Below are 26,359 nucleotides of genomic sequence, written 5' to 3' on the forward strand. Positions count from 1 at the left end.
GTATTAGTTTTTATAGTTATATTTCATTTCTTTCAACACTTTGCCATCCATATCAACAACTTTTTCAAGCCTGCCAACAGCATCATAAATATAGCGTTCTCTGATTCCTGATGGCGGAGTAATACTCCTTACCCCTACTAAAGGATCATAGCTGTACGTAGTAATATTATAGTTTAACAACCTGAAATAAGTACGGAAAGCATCCAATTTAGTAACAAGCTGGTTTTCTGCATCTTCCGGCTGCATATTGTAAAATACAGGGTTAGCGTCTTTTTCAGAAGCTGTAAGAATATCTGCCAGCTGAGCCGAAGCGGCTTCCCCAATCTGTTCATAGGTAAGCCCTTCAACTTTAGCAATAGGATACGTCTTATTATATCCCCAAACTAAAGAAACCGGAACCCCACTCTTTGTAGTATACTGCAGAAGATTTCCTTTATCATCATACTTATCATATTTAACTTCAGTATCCCAGCTGCCAGCTTTGATATCATACGACTGAACAGAAGTCGGAAGGTAGTTGTCCTGACTATCATATTTTGTTTGTGTAAAGCTTAGAGTTTTATTATCCGAAGTAACCTTTGTAGATAACGGAATACCAGTCATGTTTTTATTAACCAAACGGGTGTTTCCCCAGTCATTGGCATAGTCATAATCTGTATAGATAATTTGGCTGTCAGAAGTTGTCAATTTACTTGTATCCAGATTTCCAGAAGCATTATATGTTAATTCTGTTTTTTTCACCAAAGCTGAGTTGCCAAAAAAAGAAGTTTCAATGCTAGTTTTAAGTCTTCGCTTGCCTGTAATGAGAGGACTCACCAAAAATTTATATTTAGTGACCGGCAGAGGATTTTGATAAGTGTCACCTGTATAGGATAATCCAATTACAGGACAGCCTGAATTAAACTGATAAGGATAAAAATTATTACTTGGGTCATAAAGCCCTGTTGATGTTTTAACAATCCCAAATGAAGGGTATACCCCATAGGTATTGGGTAAATTATCATAGTTGTTTATTTTTGAAGAGAGTTTATTTTGATTCTGATCAAAAACTTCAATCAATGTATTCTCCCCGTTGGACGGAACATCTACTTTCGGCATGCCTTTTAAGTAAGTTCCTTGTATATTGGTAAAATAATATTTTGTATAACCTTTAGCTGTTCCGTCAATAACACTGATATCTTTTTCTGTAACCTCACTATAACCAAAAGGTTTATTTCCACCTAATCCAAAATCACTGGAATTGATTGAAATGTCATTAAATATTGAAATAGATTCACTAGGACATCCTCCAGTAGTTGATGAAGGAAGAGATTTAGATGTTGCACCGCTGATAAGATTTATAGGATTAAATGCATAAATTAATTTTCCATCATTATAAGTATATTCTTTATGGGATAATAATGTATTGTTTTCATAATTTTTTAATGACTTTATTCTTAAACCACTTCCATAGGATATGGAGGTATCAATATTCGTATTATCAAAATATGAAATACTACTTGATACAATTGCTCTATGGGTTCCATCTGTACTTCGGTAATTGATACCATTCTCAACATATACATAATATTCTGTAGTTGGATCGACATCATCAACTACTGTTATTTCCTCATTCCAGGTGAGCTGGTGCGTTTGTTCAAAAACACTACCTGGAACATCTACTTTCCATTCTTTAATAACGGTCTCAACCTGTTGCCCATTAACTATCTTTTTCTTACGAAACTGTATTTTGCATTTCGCCATCTCATTCCAATCACCATAGTGAACTTCCGGATAATTTGGTCCCATATAGCCATCATATATAGTATTGTAAAACTTTATTGTTTTATTGGGAAGCTTGAAGGAAGAGCCTTTGACAAAAATAGCTCCATTTGGCTCAGCTCCACGATGATTAACGGTTTGACTTTTATTACCATTTTGTAATTGAGTAACGGTTGGTATAAACTGATTGGTAAATGTATTGGATTCATACTCAAATTCAGTACGTCCACCTGTGGGATAAGATATTTTCTTAAGGATGTTTGTTGACACATAGTTGACATTTGTATATCTCATGCTCCCCAAATAGGAACTAGGTGTCAGCCCATAGTTTTTATAAGGAGCTGTTTTGAAATAATCAAAATATGATAAATCCGGAAGAAGATTTACGCTGCCTTCCCCATTATTATAGCCGTAAAAATCTGAGCTTTTCATCTTATCAGGCATTATATTGGTTGTGTCATATTCAAAAGTATACGGAGGAATAGCTATGGGAACAGAATTACCCATTGGATCATAATTAACTTCCTGAATAGAATTTAATTTTAACCTTTTATTTTTATAGCCTTCTTCCGGTGTATTATTAATGGAATTAATTGGAAAATAATTTTGATTAAATACAAAACTTTTAATTTTCTTATTACTGTATTTCGACAGAATATCAACAGAACTTAATTTTTTGATTGGGGTCGCAGTAAAATGCGGGCGGATATCTTCCCTGTTATCCAAATTAAATTTTATCTTGGTATCCTCAGTTTCGATACCTATCAATGTTTTCTTATCATTAATTACAGCATTCGAACTACTACTTTCAGCAGGGCTACTAGAAAAATTAGTAAGATGAACAACTTGTGTAGGATATTGTTGATAGGTACTTTCATCCTGATAAGTGAATATAACAACCTTACCACTTACAAGTTCAATTCTGTTAACTTTAAAAGTATACGATAGGTCAGCTGTGCTGGTCTGATCAGTTGTTGATTTTTCAATAGCATAAAAATAAAATTTATCACCTTTGTTGGTAGTTGCTATCCAACCATCCGTATTTCTGGAGAATTTCACATCATCATTACTTTCTAAAAAAAGTATTTCATTGTTGTTTTCAGGATTATAAAAAAATCTACCTGAATATCCATAAAAATTATAAGAAAAAATATCCGGTTGTCCCTTTTTACTCTTTAAATTGGTTATAATATCATAAGAATCATCTATCGCTGGTTGAGCTCCTCCAGGAAGAAGACCGGCATTATAATCATTTGCTCCGTATTGAAGTCTATACATTGGGCTTTCCGATTGAACAGTAGAAAAATTATTTTTAAAAATACTATAACCCAAAGTGTTGGCAAAACCGTCTCCTCCTGTTACAAAGTCTTCGCTGCCTCTAATTTCCTGTGTAATGGTTCCCTCAGGCAAAAAATTCCATCCAAGGCCTACCCATGTAGCTTCATCAGCAACCTTAATACCTGAGGTATGATAACTTAAAGCTAATGGAATTTCAATATTATCTATTTTAAGAGTATAAAGAGGTATTGAAACTTCTGCTGTTCCAGTATAATGCCCCACAGGAATATCTCCAAACCGGCCTAATAATGCAACTTCAGGAGAGGTAGGAACATTTTTCACACTTGGGTCATATTGGTTGACTGTAGTTTGCCCTGAAGCATTATTTAATGTAGCTAATAATAAAATTATAGCTATTGTAGTTTTCTTCATGAAAATAATTAAGTTTTATTTTTTGATCAGCTTTGCATTCGCCGTTTTATTGGTATCAGTTTTTATGGTCACCAGATAAGCTCCCTGAATAAGTACCTGAGTATTAATCTTAGTCACTCTATTTTTTGTCTTCAGACTCTGAAGCTGTCTTCCGCTCATGTCATACAGCAGAATATCTGCATCTTTAAAATCAAAGCCGATTTCTACATAGGCATAATCGGAAACTGGATTTGGATAGATCTTGATATCATACTTCTCGATTAACTGATCCACCTGCTTGTCTCCAAGCTTTACAATCTTCCAGTTCTCTTTACCCAATTCTTCTGCACTGGTTCCGGCCAAAATAATCGAACCATCTCTGTTGAGTTTTAAGTCAGAAAGCCTTTCTTCTTTCTTCCGTGATTCTCCCTTAACATGCTTTCTCCACTGCTCAGTACCATTCTGATCCAAATATAGCATCCAGAAAGTTTCATCATCGGTTTCTATTCTTCCTTCTGCCTGGGTATAGCCACCTAATAAAATTCCCTTGGAAGATTTATCATCTGCCGAGTGAAGAATGCTCATACTCATCAGAATATCACGATTCCCAAAATTGTAGGATTTCTGCCACTGCTCTTCACCTCTTTCATTTAAAGACATCAACCATAAGTCCGATCCTTCTTCGAGGTCAACCGTTTTATTTCCTGACCTTTCTGATCTGGATTCTCCACCAATGATAAAGCCAGTTGAAGTTAAGGCAAGGGTTCTCAAATGGTCATCTTCTTTCCCTCCAAAGTTCTTTTCCCATTCAACCCTTCCGTTTTTGTCAAGCTTCAAGATCCAGTAGTCTCCCTCACCAAAGTTTTCACTTTTCTTTGTTCCTCCAACTAAACTTCTGGAATAAATTCCAAGCAATGCTCCGCCATCTTTCGTTGGAATCATTTTCTCTAATTCATCTAAGCCTTTCCCTCCTAAGATTATTTGGGATAACTCTTTTCCATCTTTATCCAGTCTGGTAATGAAGACATCTTTGGAACCATATTCTTTTGAGGCATTCTGTATATTCCCGGCAACAAAAAATCCCAGATCTGTTGTCTGTATGACAGCTCTTGCTTCTTCATCAGAAGAACTGCCTAATGTTTTCTGCCATAATTCATCACCGAATTCATTGATCCGGATCAGCCAGATATCTGATCCCCCTTTGGTATCATCTTTCTTATCCAAACCTTTCCCTGAATAAGAAGTACCTGCTAACAAACTTCCACCATCCTGTGTAGTAACAGTTGCTGACAAATAATCATGATTAGATCCTGAGAAATACCTTTCCCAGACTTCTTCCCCCTGTTGGTTTAGCTTTACCAGGTGAAAATCATAACCATTATTTTGCTTCTGGCTGCCAGCCGCTTGCGACTGGCTTTTAGACTGTATTGAACTTCCTGTGATAAGATACTGCTGATCAATAGTTGTGGTAATCTGGCTTAAAAAATCCTGGGTAGAGGATTTGATATCTTTCTGCCATACCACCTCTTGGGCAGAAGTGCCCAGAAAAGCGCATAAGGTAAGCGCTCCGAGATAGATTTTTCTCATTCCCGTATTGTTGCTTTTTTTGAGTTAGTGATTAGTTTTATTAAAACGTTGCAAATTTAACATTTTTTAAGAAACGACAAATATTTACATTTATTATAATTAAAATATCCACAATTAGCTTCATACCATATAATTTATATTTATTTCACAAAAATATATTGCTTAAACGACAAAACATGTCGTTTATAAAATATTCGGCTTCCTTAGCAAGTAGAAATTATCTTTGTAGCTATAATAATAGTAGATCCATTACTCGCTATTATTACAGAATATAGGGTCTAGAATACCACATTTAAATTCTTTTTAACTGAGTTTTTTATTTTTGCCAGTATTATCAATTTTTTTTCATCACTTTAGCTTATGGAACTGCCCCCTGAATTTGAAGACCGATACGTAAAAAAAGTTTTGTACAATACTTCTTTAAAAAATCTTCCAAGTGAAGAATGGAAATCTATTGAGAATTATGAAAACTATATGATTTCCAATTATGGGCGTGTAAAAAGTATAGAACGTTTTGTTTCCCTTCCAAGCGGCAAAGAACGGAAGATGCCGGAACTGATTATGAAACTAATTTTTGTAAAACGTATTAACAGTTATCTACAGAATTATAGCTATAGTGTCCACTGCACTTTATCATCAGACGGCCAAAAGCACAGGAAATCTGTAAAACGTCTTGTCTATTACCATTTTATTGAAAAATTTGATTATAATGACCGTTCCATTCTTATTACCACTAAAGATGAGAACAAGCTTCATATACATTGCAAAAATTTAGAGAAAATTTCGTCCCATGAGATCCGGCTCAGGATGTTTGATAAGAACAGAGCAAAAAATCGTAAAGTTATCTATATGCAGGCTGTCAGCCAGTACAGTATTCAAGGAAACTTACTGGCAAATTTTGACAGCATGTATGCTGTAGAAAAAAAGCTGGGCATTGCTACGGAAAGTATTAAGGATATTATCAATAAAGAATTTTTAACAGCAGGTGGATATCGGTGGTTTTTGAAATCTTATACACCAACAGAGAAGGATTTTATAGTAACTGACAAGCAAAACCTTCCAGGCAGACTGTTTAATACTTCTCTGTGGAAAAAATTAGGGAGGCCCGCTGTTGATCAGAATAATCCTCCCGCATGTCTGAACTCGTCATTGAAAGATCTTCCAGGAGAACAATGGAAAACCATTCCCGGCTTTGATAATCGATTTATTATCTCTAATCAAGCGCGTGTTAAACGATTGGCGGGATGGACTTCTTCCGGAAGAACTGTTTTCCTTAAAGAACAGATTCTTTCTCAAATAATGTCATCCAATACTGAATCAACCTACTCGCTTTATTGTCTGGTACATCATAAGGGAAAGAATACTCGTATTACCATTGCCAAATGGGTATATTACTGTTTTATTGAACAATTTGATATCCACAGCAAAATATGGGTCGTTATTAATAAAAGTCAGCCTTTATGGGATATTGATGTCTCAAAACTATCGTTAAAATCCATTTATTCAGTGCTTAAACAAAAAAATTAAAATTAATGAATCTGAACACCTCCGGAACCTGCCTGAAATCTCCACTCCCATCCTCCTCACATATTCTAACCCGGCTTATCCATCATCTTCCAGTCCTCCTTCTCCGCCTTATATAAATAACTATTCCCAGCGTCCCCTCCTTTACCTGCTGCCTTCCCCTCTCCAGCCTTTCATCACGGTTCAGCTCCTGAGGAATAGCCCTATTTACTCCCCCATTATCATCCAATCCCTTAACAATCCCAACAGTACCCGTTTCATGATGCAGCACCAGTAAGGTATCACCTGTCTTTTCGACTGTATCCAGTTTTTCGTTTATATTTTTATCCATGGCTTTATGTATTGAACAGTACTTAAGATATCAAGCCAGAAAAGTTTCTTAAAAGCTATGGCAGCTGAAAGGTCGTATTTGGCAGCAAGAAGCTATTCATTTTTATTTTAAGCCACTTTCAGACATTCATCCCTGTTGCAAACACCACACCTTATCCCAGGAAAGACACCCTGAAAATAGTAATAGAGTTCCTGGATCTTAGATTCTAATACGGGATGCCCGCTTGATATAGTGTCGAAAGAATCATATATCGTCCGTTGCAACATATCAGGATATGCTTCTGTAATTTATTTGGTAACAGTATCAATCAGCCCCATTATTTTTCGCTTCTTCTAACGGCTTTCTTATGTCCTGCTTTAATCATATACAATTTTGATATTCAGAATTTTCGATCCACTAATCTTACTTCTTCACCATACATTAAGAATTAATATTGTCTTAAAAAAAAGATAATATTTGGTTTCATTCAATCTTTTGACAAAGTATTAATTTCGGAAAAACATTGAAAAAGATAACCATGCGAAAACTCTACGTGAGTACACTTACTCTGTGTACAATTTTGGGTCTGTCTGCCCAAGAAGTAATTTGGCAGAAAGACATACAGTCTTCGACACAAGATTTTTTAAGCCGGATTACAACTACAATTGATCAGCAATATTTAATTAGCGGAAGCTCTATTAAGGAAGGCAGTCAAAAGGTTAAGAACCGCAGTCTGGATATAAAACCCGCCAAATTGGAAACTCCCAAGCAAAATAATGGCTATGATTTCCATCTGATAAAACTAAATCAACAAGGTGAAAAAGTGTGGGAAAAATACTTTTCCGGTAATAATCACGATTTTTTATCTGCAACTGTGAGCACCCAAGAGGGAGGCTTTTTGCTGGCAGGAACTTCATATTCAAAAAAAGGACTTGATAAAAAGGAAGATACCAAAGGAGGTTCTGATATCTGGGTTATAAAAATCAATGAATTTGGAGAAGAAGAGTGGCAAAAAACTTTAGGAAGCTCTTCAGATGAAGAAGCTAAAGCAGTTATCCAGACTACAGATCTGGGGTTCTTTGTTGCCGGAGATATTCAAAGTTCAGCAAAAGGGTATGGTTCGAAAGATATTCTGATTGTACGACTGGATAAGAATGGAAAAGAATTGTCACAGATTATACTGGGAGGAAAAGGTTTAGATGAAGTCGAGAAAATGATTCCCACAAAGGATGGTGGTGCCTTATTGGGCGTTTATTCAAGAAGTAATGGTGGAGGCACAAAGAAGACAGAAAATTTTGGAGAGGGTGATTACTGGGTTATAAAGATTAATAAAGACGGAAAGGTTGAATGGGAAAGAAATTTTGGAGGAAAAAGTGATGATCATCTCAGAACCCTGGCAGTAACTTCAACAGGCTTTATTGTTGGTGGAGAATCGCGATCGGAGAAATCAGGAAATAAAACCGCAGGCATTGAGGAAGGCACAGATCTTTGGCTGATTTCCTTAAACGAACGAGGAGATGAAGAGTGGCAAAAATCCTACAATTTCAAAAACAGAGATATTTTGATGGGTATGAGTGTTTTATATTCATCAGATGACACATCTTCAAAAGGTATGTTATTAGGCGGTTATACTCAATCTGAATATAAGATAGAAAATGATGATGAAACATTTTGGATACTATATGTGGATCAAAATGGTAATGAGCAATGGAGAAAATATGTTATAGGTGAATCAAGAAAAAGAAAAGAGAGGTTATCCGATGTAAAACTGAATAATGATGGATCTATTGTTTTAGCTGGCATTAGCGGTGATGAATTAGGAAAAGAAAACTGGAAAATTGTAAAGCTGGGAGATAAACAAGTTAATCAGTTAATAGAAAAATATGACATCAAGATATACCCAAATCCCGTATCGGATTATGCGTATGTAGAAATTGGCTTTGATTTCAAAGATGCAGATATTTTACTCTATGATATGTCTGGAAGACAGCTTCAAAATCTGAAAACAAAGAATAGAGTAACAAAGATCAACACTCAGGCTTTGGTTCAAGGAGCCTATCTGGTTGTTATCAAAACAGATACAAATAAAACCGCTAACGCCAAATTAATAAAACGATGAGAAAAAAAATAAATATTTCAATTATTATAATCATTTTAGCTACTAACTATTTGTTTTCACAGATTAAAGTCTTTACAGATAATACTCTAAAGCCATCAGTTTCTACAGAATATTTTGGAAAAACCAGCAATTATTCGACGGTAGACAATAAAGGGCGCTTTAATAAAATCATCGATATTGCGAGTTTAAAGAGCGGTGATTTGAATTACGACTTATCTGTTTCTTATTCTAGCAACGGATTAAAACTTAATGATTGGGGAGGTGCATTGGGATTATTGTGGCAACCACAATTTACATCATTGATTTACAGGGTTATTCGAGGAGTTCCGGATGGAAACTCTCAGAAAGTTGATTACCTCGGAGACTTCAACTTAAATGAATATCATACCATACGCTATATTTATGAAGCGAAAATAAATAATAATACTTCAGGTAAAGACGGTGAATGTGATATTTTTTATTACAATGTAAATAATTTAAAGGGAAGTTTTTTCATCAAGAATAATCAGGCTTATCTGCTGAATTATAGTGAAAAGGTTAAGATAGAAATAGCAACAAACCTTGAATCATTTATAATAACGGACAAACAGGGCAGAAAATATTATTATGGCCAAAATGATTGTGCAGAATATGCATCCATATCTTCATACTGCGATCCTGATTCCAGCCCGCAGCCCCCTGTCAAGACAGCCTGGTTTTTAACTAAAATAGAGGATACGAATCTTGCAAAAAGTATCAATTTCACCTATGATACTTTCTACAGTAATTATCCCGAAAATTACTCGGAATCTAAAAATATTAAAACTACAGTGTATGGAGGGGATATTCCAGCTACATATCCCTATGGTTATGATCTGGAATTCTTTTTAAGGGATGGTCATTGTGTTACAATAAAAGATGTTACCACAAAGTACATCAAAAAAATTCAATCTCCTGATTTTACTGTTGATTTTTCTTACAAAAGCAGGGATGAAATAGGCGGATTCTTTTTTGATAGGATAGAAATTAAGAATACCAATGGAGTCTTGGTAGATAAAGTAAAATTCAATTATTTGAAGGTTGGAAATTACCTTCAAAATGTTGAGATCGCAGAATTGGGGAATTCTACTCCAGTAAGATACTTTCTGCAGAATATAACATTAGGTTTAAATCAGGATGAGGTGTATACATTTGATTATAATAATCCCGGCGGTCTGGCTCCCCGATTTACAAGAGGCCAGGACATGGCGGGTATCTATAATGGATACACCAATGAAAGTTTACTGCCCAAAGAATATTATTCCCAGATTTTAGGACAGGTCAACCCTACTACCCAACAAATAAACTTTGCGACAGGTATAAGAAAAACTCAATTTCCACATTCCCAGTACGGACTTTTAAGCCGTATTACCTATCCCACAAAGGGCACTGAAGAGATTTTTTATGAGCCCAACACCATCATAAAGGATCCAGATACAATAGAGAGTATTCACTATGGGGTTCGGCCACAGAGAATTGAAATAAGTGATTTAACCGGAGCTAAAACTATTAAAACGTATTTGTATAAGAAGGCTGAAGTTAATCCTTCAACAAATAAACTTGAATTAGGTGATATTTCATCTTTTTATTCAGAAGATGATGGTTTTGGAGGATATCTGACGGAAGGTTATGTTACTGGTTACTGGCCTTGTAACCAGGGTGGATTCCCATGTTTCTACAAATACAAATATTATAAAATGAATTCAGATAAGAGGTATGACATCAATGCTTTTCAAGGAGACTTTGTAGCTTATCAAGCAGTTACTGAAATCATTAATAATACCAGATTTGAAACAAAAAAATATGCTGTATTGGAGGATTTTCCTGCTGCACCAATGTTGGGATTCAGCAATACATATCTTCCTTCCTATGCTAACCATTGGAATGCTAACCTTATGTTTAATAAAATTGAAGGAGAAATCAATAATGGGGATTATCTTATTAAGAGAGCTACTGATTACAGTTATAATTACACAAACATTTTAAATGTTGAAAATTATGTTGTTGATCGTGATTATATTCCTGAAACCTATTTTTCTGACCAATATTATTTTTTGAATTTTGACGCTTTTTCTATAAGCAGGTATAATTTAACAAGCAGGTGGCTAAATAATACTGGGCAAAAAGAGACTGTAATTTTAGATAATGGAAATAAAATTATTACCAACAGTGTAAAAGAATATTTTAACGCAGATAATTTCAACAATTTAATGAGTCAAACGACTACTTACCAGGACGGAAGCACTGATAAGGAACAATATCAATATGCTAAGGATCTCTATATTACAGGAGATCTGGTACAAAGGAATATGGTTGGCTTACCAATCATTACCACTAGTTACCACAATAATATTCCTGTTTCAAAATCAAAAGTAAGCTTTAGTAAAGATTGGCTGGGACACGAGAAATTATTTCCATTACAAAAAGAATCTGTTTCATTAAATACTATCAATGGTCCCAATGAAGTATATCAGAATGAAATTACCTATGATCAATATGATACTAAAGGTAATTTATTGCAATACACGACAAAAGAAGGTATTCCTGTAACTATAATTTACGGTTATAATCAGACTCTGCCTATCTTAAAAGTGGAAGGTATTTCTTACACGGGTTTGATGGATGTTTTGGGAATGGATGATAACATCGTCAATTATAATAATCTTGAGATTTGCCAAAAGTCAAATGGTGACATTGATAATGCAAGTGAGGATCTTTTAATTTATGCATTAGATAATATACGTCAGAACCAATTTTTAACAGGTACCCAGGTTACAACCTTTACTTATGATCCTCTTGTTGGTATCACTTCAAAAACATTGCCGTCAGGTACTAGAGAAAGATATATTTATGACTCTGCAAATAAGCTTAAAGAAATCAAGGTTCTGGAAAGAGATCTAAATAATGATAACAATTATACCTATAAGACAACACAAGAATTCAATTACCATTATAAAAACTAATAACGATGAAAAAAATATTAATTCCTATAGGTATATTATTAGTGAATGGATTTGCCTATGGACAACTTTCTCCTCTTGAAAATTATGTTCAGATTAAAACATATCTTGATTATCCTGCGGGCCAGAATGCTAAAGTAGAAGAGACTGTACAGTACTTTGACGGTTTAGGCCGATCGAAACAAATTGTTAGTGTGAAATCTGCCCCATCAGGAAAAGATTTAGTGGTCAAAGTACCTTACGATGAATTTGGACGAAAAGTAGATACATGGTTTCCCGTTCCTATGAGTTCATTAAACGGAGGAATTCAATCGGGAGTTGACGGACAGGCATCAGCTTTTTATGGGGATAGTTTTTCTTTCTCTCATTTAGATGTTGAAAAATCTCCATTAGATCGCATCCGGTCTAAAAAGAAACCAGGTGTGGACTGGCAGTCACATCCCGCTCAATACAGTTATGATACGAATGGTAATGGAGACAATGTAAAGAAACTTATCGCATTAACTACCTGGCCGGATAATGCTACTAAATCGATTGTTAAGACTTCTGATGTCCTGATCTATGCTACAGGGCACTTATCGAAAACCTCCACAACGGATGAAGATGGGAATATTGTCATTGAATTCAAAAATGGATCAGGGCAAATTATTTTAAAAAGAAAAGTATTATCTGCAACCGAAAATGCAGACACCTATTATGTTTATAATGAATATAATCAGTTATCTTTTGTTATTCCTCCCAATGCTTCATTTAAATTCTTTGATGAGATGTCGGCTGGGGGTGACGAAGAAATTCCTTCAGATATACTAAACAGTTTATGTTATCAATACAGGTATGATAACAAGAGTCGTTTAGTAGAGAAAAAGTTACCAGGTAAAGGATGGGAATATATGGTATATGATAGGCAGGATAGATTAGTATTAACTCAGGATGCCAATTTAGGTGCTGAAAAAAAATGGCTTTTTAAAAAATATGATCAATTTGGAAGAGTTGTTTATACTGGAATTTATACAAGTACGCAAAATTATAACAGCACGGGAAGATCAGCAGAGCAGGTTAATGTTGACGCCCGAGGCAGTAATAACACTTCGAGGACATATTCAAACAGTACTGTCGGCTTTACATCTACCGGTATGGATGTATATTATTATAATAATTCTGCAAGCTATCCAAATTCTATTACCACGCTACTAACTATTAATTATTATGACAGCTATCCTTTGTATAGTTTTAATCCTCCCACTCCATCTAACGCAGTTAAAGACGATTTTGTTCTTAAGAAAATAAGTACTAAAGGCTTTCCTGTAATGAGCTTTGTTAAAAATATTGAAGATGACCGCTGGACTAAAAATTATATGTACTATGATGTGAAAGGCCGTCCTTTCAGCAGATATAGTATAAATTATCAGGACGGTTATACTAAAACTGAAAGCGAACTTAATTTTGCAGGATTAGCTACCCACACGACGACGACTCACAAGTTAAGGCCATCTAATCCAGAAATCATTATTAATGAGTCTTTTATTTATGATAATCAAAATAGATTGAGTGTTCACAAACATAAGGTTGGAAATAATACCGAAGAGATATTAACTCAAAATACATATAATGATATTTTACAGCTATCCAATAAGAAAGTTGGAGGAACAACATCAGCCCCTTTACAAGATATTGATTACAAATACAATATACATGGACTTCTGGCGCAAATTAACAATATCAATAATCTAAATAATAAACTTTTTGCTTACTCCATAAAATATCAGAATCCCGAAAATAATGTATCTGGTCCATCAAAATTTAATGGATTAATTTCTGAAATTGACTGGCGTACTTCAACTGATGATACTAAAAGACGATATGGATTTCAATATGACAAACTAAACAGGCTACTAAAGGCAACATACAGTAAACCTACTATAACGACTGCTCCTGGTGAACATTATAATGAAAGTGCCACTTATGATATTAATGGAAACATTAAAACAATGTTAAGGTTTGGGGGAACCGATAACGGGAATAAAATGAGAATTGATGATATAGCGTATACTTACAGCGGAAATCAGCTAAGTGATGTTTGGGATTCCAGTGGTAATGGTTTAGGTCTTGACGGAGGAGATATGATGGGATTTGATGACAACGGAAATATGATAACAGATAATGCACATTTTATTTACAAAATAAAATATAACCATTTAAATCTTCCTTATGATATTGAAAGATTTGAAGGGGCTGTTACGTATATTTATTCAGCCTATGGAGAGAAATTATTTTCAATGAATTTTATGACTGAAATCAATGAAATTACAACTAGAGATTACATAGATTCTTTTCAATATGAAAATGGAATATTGCAATTTATTCCTACTTCAGAAGGATATTATGATTTTGTAAAGAATAAGTATATTTATAATTATATTGATCATCTTGGTAATATCAGACTGAGCTATACAAAGAATGCTAATGGAACAGGGATAGAAGTTTTGAGTGAAAATAATTATTATCCTTTCGGTTTAAGGCACGAAGGATATAATAATTTAAATGGAAATAGCAATTACAAATATATGTTTAATGGAAAAGAATTACAAGACACGAAAATGTATGATTACGGTGCTCGATTTTATATGCCTGATCTTGGAAGATGGGGTGTTGTTGATCCGTTAGCTGAAAAATATCCTGAAATGACTCCTTTCAGATATAGCTTTAATAACCCCATCAATGCCAATGATCCTACAGGAATGGTTGATGACTGGTATAATGATAGTTTGGGAAATGTTTCTTGGCATGATAGCCAAGAGGATCAAATTACGGGTAGTAATGGAGAAACTCTTAATCGACTTGGAAAGTCAGGTTCATACGTTAATGCTAATGGTGGATTAACAGTTCTTAATGAAAATGGTACTGTTACAGAAGGAGGGGTTACATCCTTATTGCTTTTACCAAGTAAAATGTCAAATGCAGCTATGGGAGGACCAATAATCAGTACAAAAGGTTTTAATGTTTTTCTTTCAAGCTTTGACACAACAAAATATGAAAAACCAGCACCATTTAGACTTCCAAGTCCTGCCTTAATGGACCCAAGCGCAAAAATGTTCCGATATTATGTAGATTATCTGGCAGGTAAATCTGCATTCAACGGATTAAGAAGTATTCTACTTTATAAGCCAGCACCTACAGCATTACTAACTGGTTCAGGAGGTGGAGCACTAGAAGGATTAGGCGTTCAAACACGAATTCCTTTGGGGACAACAAGGGTTGGACATTGGTCTCCTTTATCATCTTATAATCAGATGGTGGCATCAGGTTCAACCATAGTAGAAGATGGAGGAATGACATTTTTTGCAGTCGATGGACCTAATGGTTGGAATGCCGCTCCAAAAGGATGGGTGTATTCTGAAATGGACATACCGTCAAGCGCATTAATAGATGGTGGCCAGGCTAATTGGTTAAAAGCAGTCCACCCTGAGGCAGGAGGCAGTCAAATGTATTTACTTCAAAAACAAGGAGGCTTCGTTACTCCACCAGCTTTTAATATTACACCACCATTAATTACAAAATAATATGGATGAAGCTTTAAAGACACTTCAAAGTCTAATGGACTATATAAATAAATATAGCATTACAGAAAAATCAATTATCAAGACATTAAATACAACAATACTTGGGAGTTCAGGATTTAATTTTAAATATGAGTCTGATAAATTGAGTATTAATATTATGTTTTGGGATACGGGGGTTGTTGATATCTCATCAATTTTCGTTGATAAAGATGACTTATCCAATAGTGAGGAGATAGTTTTTGTAATATTTAATCCTAGTTCCTGGCAAAATTTAACAAAAAAAATTCCCGATGAGTCAATCTCTGTACTAAATAATAGTGTTGAACAAATTATAACGTGTTTAGATAAAAATTTATCGAGATGGTGTTAATATTTTAAGTACTTATGACATTAATTCCTGAGTGGAATAGCAATTTTTTCAGCAGAGAAATCCAATGGAAAGATCAATACAATGAAGGGTGCCTAAAAGCATCCTTCATTGTTGACAATTAAACATCTCTTTCTATGGAATTTCATATATAAGCATATTGATGGGACTTAAAAACAATTATCATCATTTCATTTGATCTTACATAAGATCGTCGAATGATTGTATTTTCTAAAACAATCTGTTATGCAGCGATCTCAGGGTTTTTATCTTGAAAACAGACGCAACTAATAATGAAGCATTAAATCAGTACTCAAACAAAACTAAGAATCAAGAACTAATCTAAATGTCAGATTAATCCGCTCTTTCATGGGAACTATTGATTTAGCGATCCGATGCTCCCAGTTCTCCTGCAAATCCCCTTTCATAATAAGCAGCGATCCATGCGGAAGCGGTAAGCTGTACTTGCTTGCATGATGGTCTTTTTTCCTGAAATCAAAGTTTCTGGTCTGCCCAAGGCTGATAGAAGCAATCACAGGCCGTTTACCATACCGCCTTTCCTTGTCTCTATGCCAGGCTACAGAATCATTATGGTTTCTGTAAAGATTCAGCAAGACTCCATTAAACTGACAGCCAAACTCCTGTTCTATCCTTTCCTTTAACGAAAACAGCTCAGGAGTCCTTTGATTCGTTGGTCTTTTTCCTTCTTCAGACCCATAATCTTTCGAATCCCCATACCACGCAGTTAACCGTGGAGTCAATACCATTTTATCATACATCTTCTGGGTACGTTGTTCCCATGGAGCGGTATTAAGCAGCGTATCTTTTAACCGGTCAGCTTCTTCCTTACTTAGAAAATGCTCCCTGTATTCCAAAAGATCCTTTGGAAATTCATAGAATTCTTCTGTATCAAATAAACTTAACTGATTCATAACTCTTACTAACAAAATTTCATAAATTATTACTGTATCTTATGTCTTGGCAGTCCAATCTCATGGGCCTGCGGATAAGGTTTTCTATAGGTCATGCTCACGTCTTCCTTAATCTGCCTATGGATATCATATTGTTTTTCTTTGTCATAGGCATAACGGGGATCAGGAATCATCGGCATCTTTGCCATTTTATGAATGGTAACGGTAGGAAAATGAAAATCAACTTCCACGGTACCCAAGAGCAAATAGCATCCACCTCCCTGAAAGTCATACTGCCTTAGGCTATCCGGAAAATGGGCCGTATCAAAATAATCTCCGTTCACATCAATCCAGGTTCCAAAATACATGGTCCCTTTCTTAGTAGGCACATGCTTTCTTGAAATCAGGTAAGCCAGCATCTTAACCTGCCGTTTATGAAACTTCAATAAATCTTTTACCAAAACAGAACCCCGGTATCGGGTCTGTAGTAGATCAAAAGGACTGCATGAAACAGGAAACCCAATGAGTTCAATTTCATCAAATGCATCCTCGAAGTGTTCCCGTTTTAATTCAGGCAGTTTAAATTCCTGAACCAGTTCTTCAATCAGCATAAGGCCCCTGTGTTCAGGCTTAAAGTTAACCAAGAGCATTCTTGCTTCTACCAGCAGCTCGTTTTTAGGCTTTCCCGTAAAGCGCAATGCTCCGGTAAAAATCAGGATCTGTACGGTTTCAATACCTATGGGAACACGTCTTATAAAGTTCTCCAATGAGGTATATAATCCATTGATTTCCCGCTCTTCAACAATGCCATGGGCAATTCTTGTTTCAAGTCCTTCCAAAAGCATTAATCCCAGGTAGATTTCCTTTCCTTTCAGTATTGTTTGATACTCGCTGGTATTAATACAAGGAACCTGGATATTTCCTCCTGACATTTTTGCTTCATGAATATAGACTTCAGTCCGATAAAATCCTCCCTGGTTATTGATCACTGACACCATAAATTCCAATGGATAATACACTTTTAAATACAAGCTCTGATAACTCTCCACCGCATAGGATGCCGAATGGGCCTTACAGAAAGAATACCCTGCAAAAGATTCAATCTGCCGGTAGGCCTCAGCGGTGAGCAGTTCTGAATGTCCCTTCTCTTTACAGGAAGCAAAGAAATTGGCTTTTACTTCCTGAAGCTTTTTAATTGATCTTCCTTTTCCACTCATAGCTCTTCTCAGAATATCACCATCTGCCAGAGATAACCCGCCAAAATACTGGGCAATTTTAATCACATCTTCCTGATACACCATAATACCATAGGTTTCTTTCAGGTGCTCTTCAAATACCGCATGAAAATATTCAAACTGATCCGGATGGTTATGCCTGAAAATATATTCCCGCATCATTCCGCTCTGTGCCACTCCTGGGCGGATAATGGAGGAAGCAGCAACAAGGGTTCTGTAATTATCACATTTCAGCCTTCTTAAAAGGCCGCGCATGGCAGGAGATTCTATATAGAAACAGCCAATGGTTCTTCCTACCGCCAGATATTCATTGGTCTTTTCTTCATCTTTCGACAGTGCCGTATCCCGGATATCCACGGTGATTCCTCTTGTCTTCTTAATAAGAGCTACCGAATCATTAATGGTTCCGAGTCCTCTCTGTGAAAGAATATCAAATTTTTCCAGCCCGATGTCTTCTGCCACATTCATATCAAACTGAACAATAGGAAACCCTTTGGGAGGCATTTCAAGGGCCGTATAATGGGTAATAGGCTCTTCAGAAATCAGAATCCCGCAGGAATGCATGCTCCTTTGATTGGGAAATTTTTCGAGCAGCCTGCCATATTTTTGGACCATCTGAACCACTGTGTTCCGGTCATGATTTTCCATAGGTTTTGCCACCAGATCATCCAACTCTTCTTTAGGAAGCCCGAATACTTTTCCCACCTCTCTGAAAATCGACCTGTATTTAAACTCTACATTGGTTCCGCAAAAGGCCACATGATCTTTTCCATACCGGTCAAAAATGTATTCCAATATCGCATCCCTGTTCTGCCAGCTCCAGTCGATATCAAAATCAGGCGGAGACTTCCGGTTAAGATTTAAGAAACGTTCAAAATACAGATCCAGTTCCAGCGGACAAATGTCCGTTATTCCCAGGCAGTAGCTCACGATAGAGTTAGCACCACTCCCCCGTCCCACATGCATAAACCCCATACTGTTGCTATAGCAGATAATATCCCAGGTTATTAAAAAGTAAGAACAGAAATTAAGCTCATCAATTACTTTCAGTTCTTTTTCCACTCTTTTTCCAGCCACTTCATGATCCTTTCCATACCGCTTTTCCAATCCTGAATACGCCAGCCTCCGCAGTAACTTTACATCATCTGCTTTTGACTTCGTGTAGAACAGCTTATTTCTTACTTTTTTAAAATCAAATTCAAAACTGCACTGTTCCAGCATCTCTTTTGTCCTTTTAACGATCTCAGGATATCTTTCAAATGCTTTTACAATTGCCTGCCCGGTAATAAAATATTCTGACTTCCTGCAGACATCCCTTTTAGTGAGCTTTGATAATAAAGTATTATGATCAATGGCTCTTAGAATTTTATGCAGTTTATATTCTTCATCGGTTTTGAACGTAACAGGATGCAGGACCACCATTCTTGAAATCAGTTTTTGATATTCGGGCCTTATCAAGAAATTAAGTTCTTCTATTCTGACTCCTATCCGCTCATTTTCCTTTAATGCCTCAGGAATATTACTCATAGGATAGACTACAAAGACATTTTCAAATTCCGGCGCTGTTTCTGAGAGCTCCATACCGTCACAGTTATGCTGAGTAATAATCGTATTGACTTCTCCTATTCCCGAAAACTCCTTTGCTACAGCAATATACAAGAGCTTTCCTTCCTTACGGACCTCAACTCCCGCCATCGGTTTAATACCGACCTGTTCACATTCTTTCTTAAAATCATAGATCCCGGTAATGGTATTGATATCCGTCAGGACCAGTTCCGTACTTCCTGATTCATAAGCCTGCTTCACGAGTTCTTCTATGGATAAAGTTCCATAACGAAGGCTGTGAAAAGAATGACAATTCAAAAACATTGCTGAAAATTTAAAGTTCTATTTTTCAAAATCAAAACCTGAAGCCCTGCCTACTGCTCCCATACCATAGCGGTTCTTCAGATAATCCATGGTCTGATATAAATTCATCTGCTCTTCAGTATCTTCAAACAGGTTCATTTGATGGTTCCCGTGAACGAGCCCTGTAAAACGCAGTCCTATCAGCCTAAGCCGCATTCTTCGGGTATACACTTTATTGAATAATTCCAAAGCCACTCTTGACAAAGTATGATCTGCAGAAGTATAAGAGACTTTGATTTGTTTGGTTTCTGTATCAAAATTGGCATACCGTATTTTTACAACCACCGTTGAAGTCAGCCATTTTTCCTGTCTCAGCTGATATGCTAACTGTTCAGCCATTCCTGATATCAGTCTTTTCAGCTCTGCAACATCCATAGTATCATTGGTAAAAGTTCTTTCTGTAGAAATGGATTTTCTTTCAGAATAAGGGACTACAGGATTTTCATCAATGCCATTCGCTTTTTTCCAAAGTTCTCTTCCGTTCACGCCAATCATCTGTTGCAATACCAACATGGGCATTTCAGATAAAGTATGAATGGTACGGATTCCAATTCTTGATAATAACTGAAAAGTCTTATCTCCCACCATCGGAATCTTTTTAATGGATAGTGGATTTAAAAAAGGTTTGATCTCCAGATCTTTAATTTCCAGCCTGCCTACCGGCTTTGCTTCTCCTGTCCCTATCTTTGAAACCGTCTTATTGGCAGATAAGGCAAAACTTATGGGAAGTCCTGTTTCTTTGGTAACAGCCGACGCAATTTCCCGGGTCCACTTATAACAGCCGAAAAACTGATCCATTCCTGAAAGATCCAGATAAAACTCATCGATACTTGCCTTTTCCATCACCGGAACTCTTTCCTGAATAATTTCAGTCACGGTATGCGATAAATTGGAATACAGTTCATGATCTCCCCGAATTACTTTTGCATCCGGGCATAACCGGAGTGCCATTCGGATCGGCATGGCAGAACGGACTCCGAATTTTCTGGCCTCATAAGAGCATGATGCTACCACTCCACGGTCACCCCCGCCTATAATGAGGGGAATCCCATTAAGTTGAGAGTTGTTGCGTCTCTCACAGGATACAAAGAAGGTATCCAGGTCCATATGTACAATTGCTCGGTTCACGTCACAAAATTAGATACTAATTGTATCTTTTTTCATATATTTGCAGATACAATTTGTATCAATGTCAATTTTTTCAGATAACATCAGGTTTTTAAGAACTCAGAAAAAATTATCCCAGCAGGAGCTTGCGGATAAAATTTTAATGAGCAGGGTCCGGTATTCAAAATATGAAGACGGACGTTCAGAAGCTCCTTACGAACTACTGATCAGAATTTCAAAGTATTTCAATCTGAGCATTGATTTACTTCTTACGGTGGATATCAGGAAATATCCCTTAGAAGATGTGTTAAGGCTCCCGGACAATAGAATTGTTTTACCGGTTGTTGTTGACCAGTTGGGTAATAACAGTATTGAAATTGTTCCCCAAAAAGCTTCCATGGGATATTTATCAGGATATAGTGATCCCGAATACATCGAAAGTCTACAGAGAATTTCATTACCCTTTCTGACCAACGGAAAGTATAGAGCATTCCCGGCACAAGGCGATTCTATGCCTCCCTTTAAAGACGGGTCTTATATTATCGGAAAATATATAGAGAACATCGAAGATCTTAAACCGGGCAAAAGTTATGTTATTGTCACTCTAAATGATGGTATTTCTTATAAAAGATTTACCTCTTCTAATGAAAAATCAATAACTGTGGCAGCTGACAATTCATTCTATAAACCGTATGATATCCCTTTAGGAGAGATCGTTGAAATCTGGCAGTATGCTTCAGGGATATTTCCGGAGGATTTTGAACCTGAACATTTTGAAAACTCTAATGTAAAGGAAATGCTCCTTGAGATCCGAAAAGATATCCAGATACTCGATGAAAAACTTTCAAAAAAAAATTAAATTAAAACAATTTACACTATTATTTACTATAACTATGATCATCTCTTATTACGATTTTCAAAACTTAGCCGACCGCCAGACACAATATGATTTTGTACTTACCCATGGACACATCATCAGTGAAAGAACTGTTTCACAACTAAGATATATTTTGTATGAAGTTTCAAATTTTTCAGTGGAACTGATCTACGATACTACTAACGATAAAATCAATGGAATGAATCTTTTTGAGAATAAGTCGCATTATAAATAGCAGTAATAGTTATCAAGTCCAGGTCGCTTTGTTTTCCAAACTCAAGGTTTAGTCTACCCTCTCTAATTTTTCTCCTTTTATATTCTGATAGAAATAGGAGTAAGTAAATTTTTTCCCAATTGTGTATATGATATTATTGCTGTTATAAACTTCATTATATGTTCTGATGCCGTCAGGTTTTTCAACCGTTATACCATCATCCATCATATATTTTTCAGGATCCGTTTGTGAAAAACAAGAAATACTCAATACAATGAATGGTATTATTTTAATAGGGTTCATTTATAAATATTTAGGCTGGTGATTGTTTCAAATATACTGCTTTTTTGAACTCAGAAACCATCACCATTTAATTCGATACTGTTCTGTGATTTACCTAAATAAAATCCTGTTTTATGAATAATGAAACAGGATTAAAAACATAAATAAAAAAATGTCTCTAGATCGAGACAGTTTAAAATTAGCTATTTTTCAGTAAAAAATGACTGTAGAAGCAAAATTCTTATACTTTTCAGTCAATTACAGCCAAATATTTCCTTTCTCTTCCACATCCAGCTGATCTGATCCTATCCTCTTAACTTCACTGTTAATTCAAAATTTAACATCATGGAAGATAGCACAAACATTCAAAATCCTGATCCCTCTTCACTCAATACCCTATTGGTTTTCAATCCCAAAACCCAAAAGATTGAAGCAGTAAAGACCGTTGATGGAACAGGAAATCTGAAAACAGTACCCAATACCAAAAAAAATCAAAATCAGTTTTTAAAAATTGATAAAAACGGTGACCCGCTCTCCAATTTTTTCTCCAATTTTCTTAGCCAGCTCAAAGATCCGACTTTATTCAATTTCTTCACCAGCCCCCTCAAAGAATCTGAAAAGATTGGAAAACAGATTCAGCACCACCTAGAGCATCCAAGTACGGAGGGCAAAGAATTTCTAAACACCTATAAAATAGTAACCCCAAGCACCAATAGTATGAGTACAAACCCATTATCAGAAAAAGAGTATCAATACTCTCCTGATCAGATTGACTGGGAAATGATGTCAAAATTTGGCCTAACCCAAGAGAAATTAGAAAAAGCAAATGCTTTGGAACCCATGTTAAGAGGATTTAAAACCAACGGCCTTCTCCCAATTAGTCTGAATCTAGGAACAGCGCTTATCCGAATAGACGCCCGCCTTTCACTGAGCACCAATGATGCAGGAGATGTAAGGATTAATCTCCATGGCATCAGAAAAGAACCCAATTTCAATTTTAAGTTTCTGGGCCATGAATTTACCCCTGAAGACAGACAGAATTTAATAGAAAACGGAAATATGGGACGTGTGGTGGATCTTATTAACCCAAAAACTGATGAAATCATTCCCTCTCTTATCAGCAGAGACCGGCTGACCAATGAGCTCGTTGCTTACAAAGTAGAGAATATCAGAATTCCTGATGAGATCAAAGGTATCAGATTAGATGAATCCCAAAAACAAACGCTGATAGAAGGCAAAGCCCTTTATCTGGAAGGAATGATCTCAACCAAAGGGGAACCATTCAATGCCCATGTCCAATTTAATGCGGATAAAAAGTATGTTGAATTTCTTTTTGATCACAAGCAGAGTCAGCACCAATCCCATTCTCATTTCCAAACCGAATTCCCAAGAACATTCAGAGGCAAGGAATTAAATGATGAGCAGTATGATCAGTTTAAAGCCGGGCAAACGATTTATCTGGACGGACTGCTGGATAAAAAGAATCAGCCTTACCAGGGATATATCACTCTTAATCAGGAGAACAGAAAGATCGATTTTTCATTTAAGAACCCTGATAAAATTCAGCAGGAGGCAAAACCCACTGAGGCGCACAAAACACAAACAGCAGTGAATTCGGAAGGCAAGACCAACGAAGCCACCAAACATGTAAAGGAACCTTTACAGAAAGGCCAGCAGTCACCGAAAGACAAAAGTCAGCAGGTCAAGCAGAACAAACCTCAGCCCCGCGCTGGAAAACGTATATAATACCAATTTCAATCTATATTATTATGAAAGTAGTATTAGCAGAGAAGCCAAGTATTGCCAGAGAAATAGCCATAGTCTTAGGAGCAACAGAAAAAAAAGAGGGATATCTGACAGGTAATGGCTATGCCGTTACCTGGGCTTTTGGTCATTTAATCACCTTGGGTATGCCGGAAGATTATGGAATTTCAGCTTTTAACAAGCAGGTGCTGCCCGTTTTGCCCAACCCTTTTAAACTGATCATCAGAAAGGTAAAAAAAGGCAGTCAGCTGATCACTGATCCGGACGCATCCAAACAGTTAAAAATAATAGAAAAGTTGTTTCGTGCATGCAGCAGTATCATCGTTGCTACGGATGCAGGAAGAGAAGGTGAACTGATTTTCCGGTATATTTATGAATATCTGAACTGTACCCAGCCATTTGAAAGATTATGGATCAGTTCTCTCACTGAAAAAGCCATAAAGCAGGGTTTTCAAAACCTGAAGCCCGGTCACCTATATGATGGATTGTTTCAATCTGCTCAACGCAGAAGCAGAGCCAATTGGTTATTAGGAATCAATACCTCTCAGGCATTGACTATTACAGCAGGTAACGGCTTATATTCACTAGGCAGGGTTCATACTCCGACATTAGCTCTAATTTGTAAACGTTATCAGGAGCATACAAATTTTAAGAGTCAAAACTACTGGCAGATTGAGCTGATACATCAAAAAGATTTTACGGAGTTCAAAAGTCTTGGTGAGTTCAGGTTCAGCGAAAGAAAACAAGCTGAAGATCTTGTCAAATCACTAGAAAGAACCCGGGCAATAGGGGTGATTTCCTCTATTAATACAAAAACAATAACAGAACAGGCTCCTCTCCTGTTTGATTTGACCAGCCTGCAAAAGGAAGCCAACAAAAGATTCAGCTTCAGTGCAGCGCTAACACTCAATATTGCCCAAAGCCTCTATGAAAAAAAGTTCATAACCTATCCACGGACAGACAGCCAATATATTTCAGAAGATCTATGGCCGGAAATTCCCGATCTCATAAGAATTCTGCAGGAAATAGCACCCTATAAGAAAACAACAGGCACAATTCCCTGGGGAAACTTCAATAAAAGTATCGTGAATGATCACAAAACTACCGATCATCATGGAATTCTTATTACTGAAAAAATTCCTTCAGCACTTACTGCAGAAGAAAATGCAATCTATGAGATGATTGCTTTTCGTCTGCTCGAAGCCGTTTCACAATGCTGTATTAAAGAAATAACAGAGATCACTGTACAGGTACTTCACCATGATTTTACCGTTAAAGGATGCAGGATATTGCAAACAGGCTGGCGTAGCATCAACAGAAACTTTTCTGAAAACCTTGAAGAGTTTCGGGAACTTCCTGATTTAAAAGAAGGAATGGAGCTAAAAATTAAAACGGTTGCTGTTTTGGAAAAGAAAACCCAGCCTCAAAATCTTTTTACTGAAGGGACTCTGCTGTCTGCAATGGAAAATGCAGGCAAAAGCATTGAAGAAACAGAACAGCGAAAAGCCTTAAGGAATATCGGCATCGGTACTCCAGCAACTCGGGCATCCAATATTGAAACGCTGCTTGAGAAAGATTATATCAGAAGAGAAAAAAAACTGCTTATTCCTACTGATAAAGGCTTACAGGTTTATGATTTAGTTAAGGATAAAAAAATTGCAGACGTTTCCATGACTGCAGAATGGGAGCTGTCATTGCAGAATATTGAGAATAACGAACTGAGTGCAGCTGAATTCCAAAAGAACATTGAAAGCTATACAAAGTCTGTCACAGAAGAATTACTGCAGATTCACCTTGAGAAACCTTATCTTCCTGTCCTTCTGTGTCCTAAATGCAGAACTCAGCAATTGATTATTAATGACAGTATGGTACAATGTCCTGATATACATTGCAACTGGCAGCAGTTCCGACATGTCTGCGGAGTCCTGATTGAAATCCCCGACCTTGAAAGACTTATCAAAAATGGAAGGACTTCATTGATCAAAGGCATGAAAAGCAGATCAGGAAAACTTTTTAATGCGTATATAACACTCAATGACAAGGCTGAAAGTTCTTTTGAGTTTGAAAGCAAGCAACGAAAAACAGCAAAACCCGTCTAGTTTTTAGCCTCTGAAAACAACTCTCCTAAAAATCATTTAATTATAATACCACACATAGACTGAAATC

16 protein-coding genes are annotated in these 26,359 nt (G+C 36.3%); 9 read left to right on the top strand and 7 right to left on the bottom strand.

Features of this window, described 5'->3' with window-relative positions:
- Positions 1 to 3 precede the first annotated feature (3 nt).
- Complete coding sequence (locus tag SFA27_RS13935; RefSeq protein ID WP_407292841.1) at positions 4 to 3,471, bottom strand: hypothetical protein; 3,468 nt, start codon at positions 3,469 to 3,471, stop codon at positions 4 to 6.
- Between the two features lie 15 nt (positions 3,472 to 3,486).
- Positions 3,487 to 5,037, bottom strand: a complete 1,551-nt coding sequence (locus tag SFA27_RS13940) for a T9SS type A sorting domain-containing protein (protein WP_407292843.1) — start codon at positions 5,035 to 5,037, stop codon at positions 3,487 to 3,489.
- 360 nt (positions 5,038 to 5,397) lie between these two features.
- Here SFA27_RS13940 and SFA27_RS13945 point away from each other — a divergent pair, with 360 nt between their 5' ends.
- Positions 5,398 to 6,564 carry an NUMOD4 domain-containing protein gene (locus SFA27_RS13945; RefSeq protein ID WP_407292845.1) on the top strand — a complete coding sequence of 389 codons (1,167 nt, stop codon included), beginning with the start codon at positions 5,398 to 5,400 and terminating at the stop codon, positions 6,562 to 6,564.
- Between the two features lie 82 nt (positions 6,565 to 6,646).
- Here SFA27_RS13945 and SFA27_RS13950 read toward each other — a convergent pair whose 3' ends face one another.
- Complete coding sequence (locus SFA27_RS13950; protein WP_407292847.1) at positions 6,647 to 6,892, bottom strand: hypothetical protein; 246 nt, start codon at positions 6,890 to 6,892, stop codon at positions 6,647 to 6,649.
- Between the two features lie 517 nt (positions 6,893 to 7,409).
- On the opposite strand from SFA27_RS13950, the gene SFA27_RS13955 reads away from it, so the two are divergent.
- The 4 genes from SFA27_RS13955 to SFA27_RS13970 are packed head-to-tail and all read left to right on the top strand — an operon-like array spanning position 7,410 to position 15,898.
- Entirely contained in the window at positions 7,410 to 8,990 is a 1,581-nt protein-coding gene (locus SFA27_RS13955) for a T9SS type A sorting domain-containing protein (RefSeq protein ID WP_407292849.1), read from the top strand.
- Entirely contained in the window at positions 8,987 to 11,971 is a 2,985-nt protein-coding gene (locus tag SFA27_RS13960) for a hypothetical protein (RefSeq protein WP_407292851.1), read from the top strand. The genes SFA27_RS13955 and SFA27_RS13960 overlap by 4 nt, the downstream gene beginning before the upstream one ends.
- Positions 11,972 to 11,976: 5 nt before the next feature.
- The gene (locus SFA27_RS13965) at positions 11,977 to 15,528 is read left to right on the top strand and encodes a DUF6443 domain-containing protein (RefSeq protein WP_407292853.1); all 3,552 of its coding nucleotides are present in this window, start codon (positions 11,977 to 11,979) and stop codon (positions 15,526 to 15,528) included.
- Between the two features lies 1 nt (position 15,529).
- A complete protein-coding gene (locus SFA27_RS13970) occupies positions 15,530 to 15,898 on the top strand; it encodes a hypothetical protein (protein ID WP_407292856.1) in 369 nt (122 codons plus the stop codon).
- Between the two features lie 320 nt (positions 15,899 to 16,218).
- On the opposite strand, the gene SFA27_RS13975 is transcribed toward SFA27_RS13970, so the two are convergent.
- From SFA27_RS13975 to dinB, 3 genes are read right to left on the bottom strand one after another with little or no spacing between them, the layout of a single operon-like run.
- Positions 16,219 to 16,827, bottom strand: coding sequence for an alpha-ketoglutarate-dependent dioxygenase AlkB family protein (locus tag SFA27_RS13975; protein ID WP_407292858.1), 609 nt, complete (start codon positions 16,825 to 16,827; stop codon positions 16,219 to 16,221).
- Between the two features lie 29 nt (positions 16,828 to 16,856).
- Entirely contained in the window at positions 16,857 to 19,910 is a 3,054-nt protein-coding gene (locus tag SFA27_RS13980; protein WP_407292860.1) for a DNA polymerase III subunit alpha, read from the bottom strand.
- A gap of 18 nt (positions 19,911 to 19,928) precedes the next feature.
- Positions 19,929 to 21,077, bottom strand: coding sequence for a DNA polymerase IV (gene dinB, locus SFA27_RS13985; RefSeq protein ID WP_407292864.1), 1,149 nt, complete (start codon positions 21,075 to 21,077; stop codon positions 19,929 to 19,931).
- A 61-nt stretch (positions 21,078 to 21,138) separates the two neighbouring features.
- On the opposite strand from dinB, the gene SFA27_RS13990 reads away from it, so the two are divergent.
- Complete coding sequence (locus SFA27_RS13990) at positions 21,139 to 21,915, top strand: XRE family transcriptional regulator (protein ID WP_407292866.1); 777 nt, start codon at positions 21,139 to 21,141, stop codon at positions 21,913 to 21,915.
- Between the two features lie 34 nt (positions 21,916 to 21,949).
- Positions 21,950 to 22,168: a hypothetical protein gene (locus SFA27_RS13995; RefSeq protein WP_407292868.1), complete on the top strand. Its 219-nt coding sequence runs from the start codon at positions 21,950 to 21,952 to the stop codon at positions 22,166 to 22,168.
- A gap of 48 nt (positions 22,169 to 22,216) precedes the next feature.
- On the opposite strand, the gene SFA27_RS14000 is transcribed toward SFA27_RS13995, so the two are convergent.
- Complete coding sequence (locus SFA27_RS14000; RefSeq protein ID WP_407292870.1) at positions 22,217 to 22,450, bottom strand: hypothetical protein; 234 nt, start codon at positions 22,448 to 22,450, stop codon at positions 22,217 to 22,219.
- A gap of 324 nt (positions 22,451 to 22,774) precedes the next feature.
- Here SFA27_RS14000 and SFA27_RS14005 point away from each other — a divergent pair, with 324 nt between their 5' ends.
- Both SFA27_RS14005 and SFA27_RS14010 read left to right on the top strand, forming a co-directional pair.
- Positions 22,775 to 24,175, top strand: a complete 1,401-nt coding sequence (locus SFA27_RS14005; RefSeq protein ID WP_407292872.1) for a DUF3945 domain-containing protein — start codon at positions 22,775 to 22,777, stop codon at positions 24,173 to 24,175.
- 23 nt (positions 24,176 to 24,198) lie between these two features.
- The gene (locus SFA27_RS14010) at positions 24,199 to 26,292 is read left to right on the top strand and encodes a DNA topoisomerase (protein WP_407292874.1); all 2,094 of its coding nucleotides are present in this window, start codon (positions 24,199 to 24,201) and stop codon (positions 26,290 to 26,292) included.
- Positions 26,293 to 26,359: the final 67 nt, after the last annotated feature.

The sequence above is a fragment of the Chryseobacterium sp. HR92 genome, assembly GCF_045689405.1.
GTDB classification, from domain to species: domain Bacteria; phylum Bacteroidota; class Bacteroidia; order Flavobacteriales; family Weeksellaceae; genus Chryseobacterium; species Chryseobacterium viscerum_A.

Coding starts and splice junctions, on each gene's coding strand:
- SFA27_RS13935 (WP_407292841.1), bottom strand. CDS start 3,471: ATGAAGAAAACTACAATAGCTATAATTTTATTATTAGCTACATTAAAT.
- SFA27_RS13940 (WP_407292843.1), bottom strand. CDS start 5,037: ATGAGAAAAATCTATCTCGGAGCGCTTACCTTATGCGCTTTTCTGGGC.
- SFA27_RS13945 (WP_407292845.1), top strand. CDS start 5,398: ATGGAACTGCCCCCTGAATTTGAAGACCGATACGTAAAAAAAGTTTTG.
- SFA27_RS13950 (WP_407292847.1), bottom strand. CDS start 6,892: ATGGATAAAAATATAAACGAAAAACTGGATACAGTCGAAAAGACAGGT.
- SFA27_RS13955 (WP_407292849.1), top strand. CDS start 7,410: ATGCGAAAACTCTACGTGAGTACACTTACTCTGTGTACAATTTTGGGT.
- SFA27_RS13960 (WP_407292851.1), top strand. CDS start 8,987: ATGAGAAAAAAAATAAATATTTCAATTATTATAATCATTTTAGCTACT.
- SFA27_RS13965 (WP_407292853.1), top strand. CDS start 11,977: ATGAAAAAAATATTAATTCCTATAGGTATATTATTAGTGAATGGATTT.
- SFA27_RS13970 (WP_407292856.1), top strand. CDS start 15,530: ATGGATGAAGCTTTAAAGACACTTCAAAGTCTAATGGACTATATAAAT.
- SFA27_RS13975 (WP_407292858.1), bottom strand. CDS start 16,827: ATGAATCAGTTAAGTTTATTTGATACAGAAGAATTCTATGAATTTCCA.
- SFA27_RS13980 (WP_407292860.1), bottom strand. CDS start 19,910: ATGTTTTTGAATTGTCATTCTTTTCACAGCCTTCGTTATGGAACTTTA.
- SFA27_RS13990 (WP_407292866.1), top strand. CDS start 21,139: ATGTCAATTTTTTCAGATAACATCAGGTTTTTAAGAACTCAGAAAAAA.
- SFA27_RS13995 (WP_407292868.1), top strand. CDS start 21,950: ATGATCATCTCTTATTACGATTTTCAAAACTTAGCCGACCGCCAGACA.
- SFA27_RS14000 (WP_407292870.1), bottom strand. CDS start 22,450: ATGAACCCTATTAAAATAATACCATTCATTGTATTGAGTATTTCTTGT.
- SFA27_RS14005 (WP_407292872.1), top strand. CDS start 22,775: ATGGAAGATAGCACAAACATTCAAAATCCTGATCCCTCTTCACTCAAT.
- SFA27_RS14010 (WP_407292874.1), top strand. CDS start 24,199: ATGAAAGTAGTATTAGCAGAGAAGCCAAGTATTGCCAGAGAAATAGCC.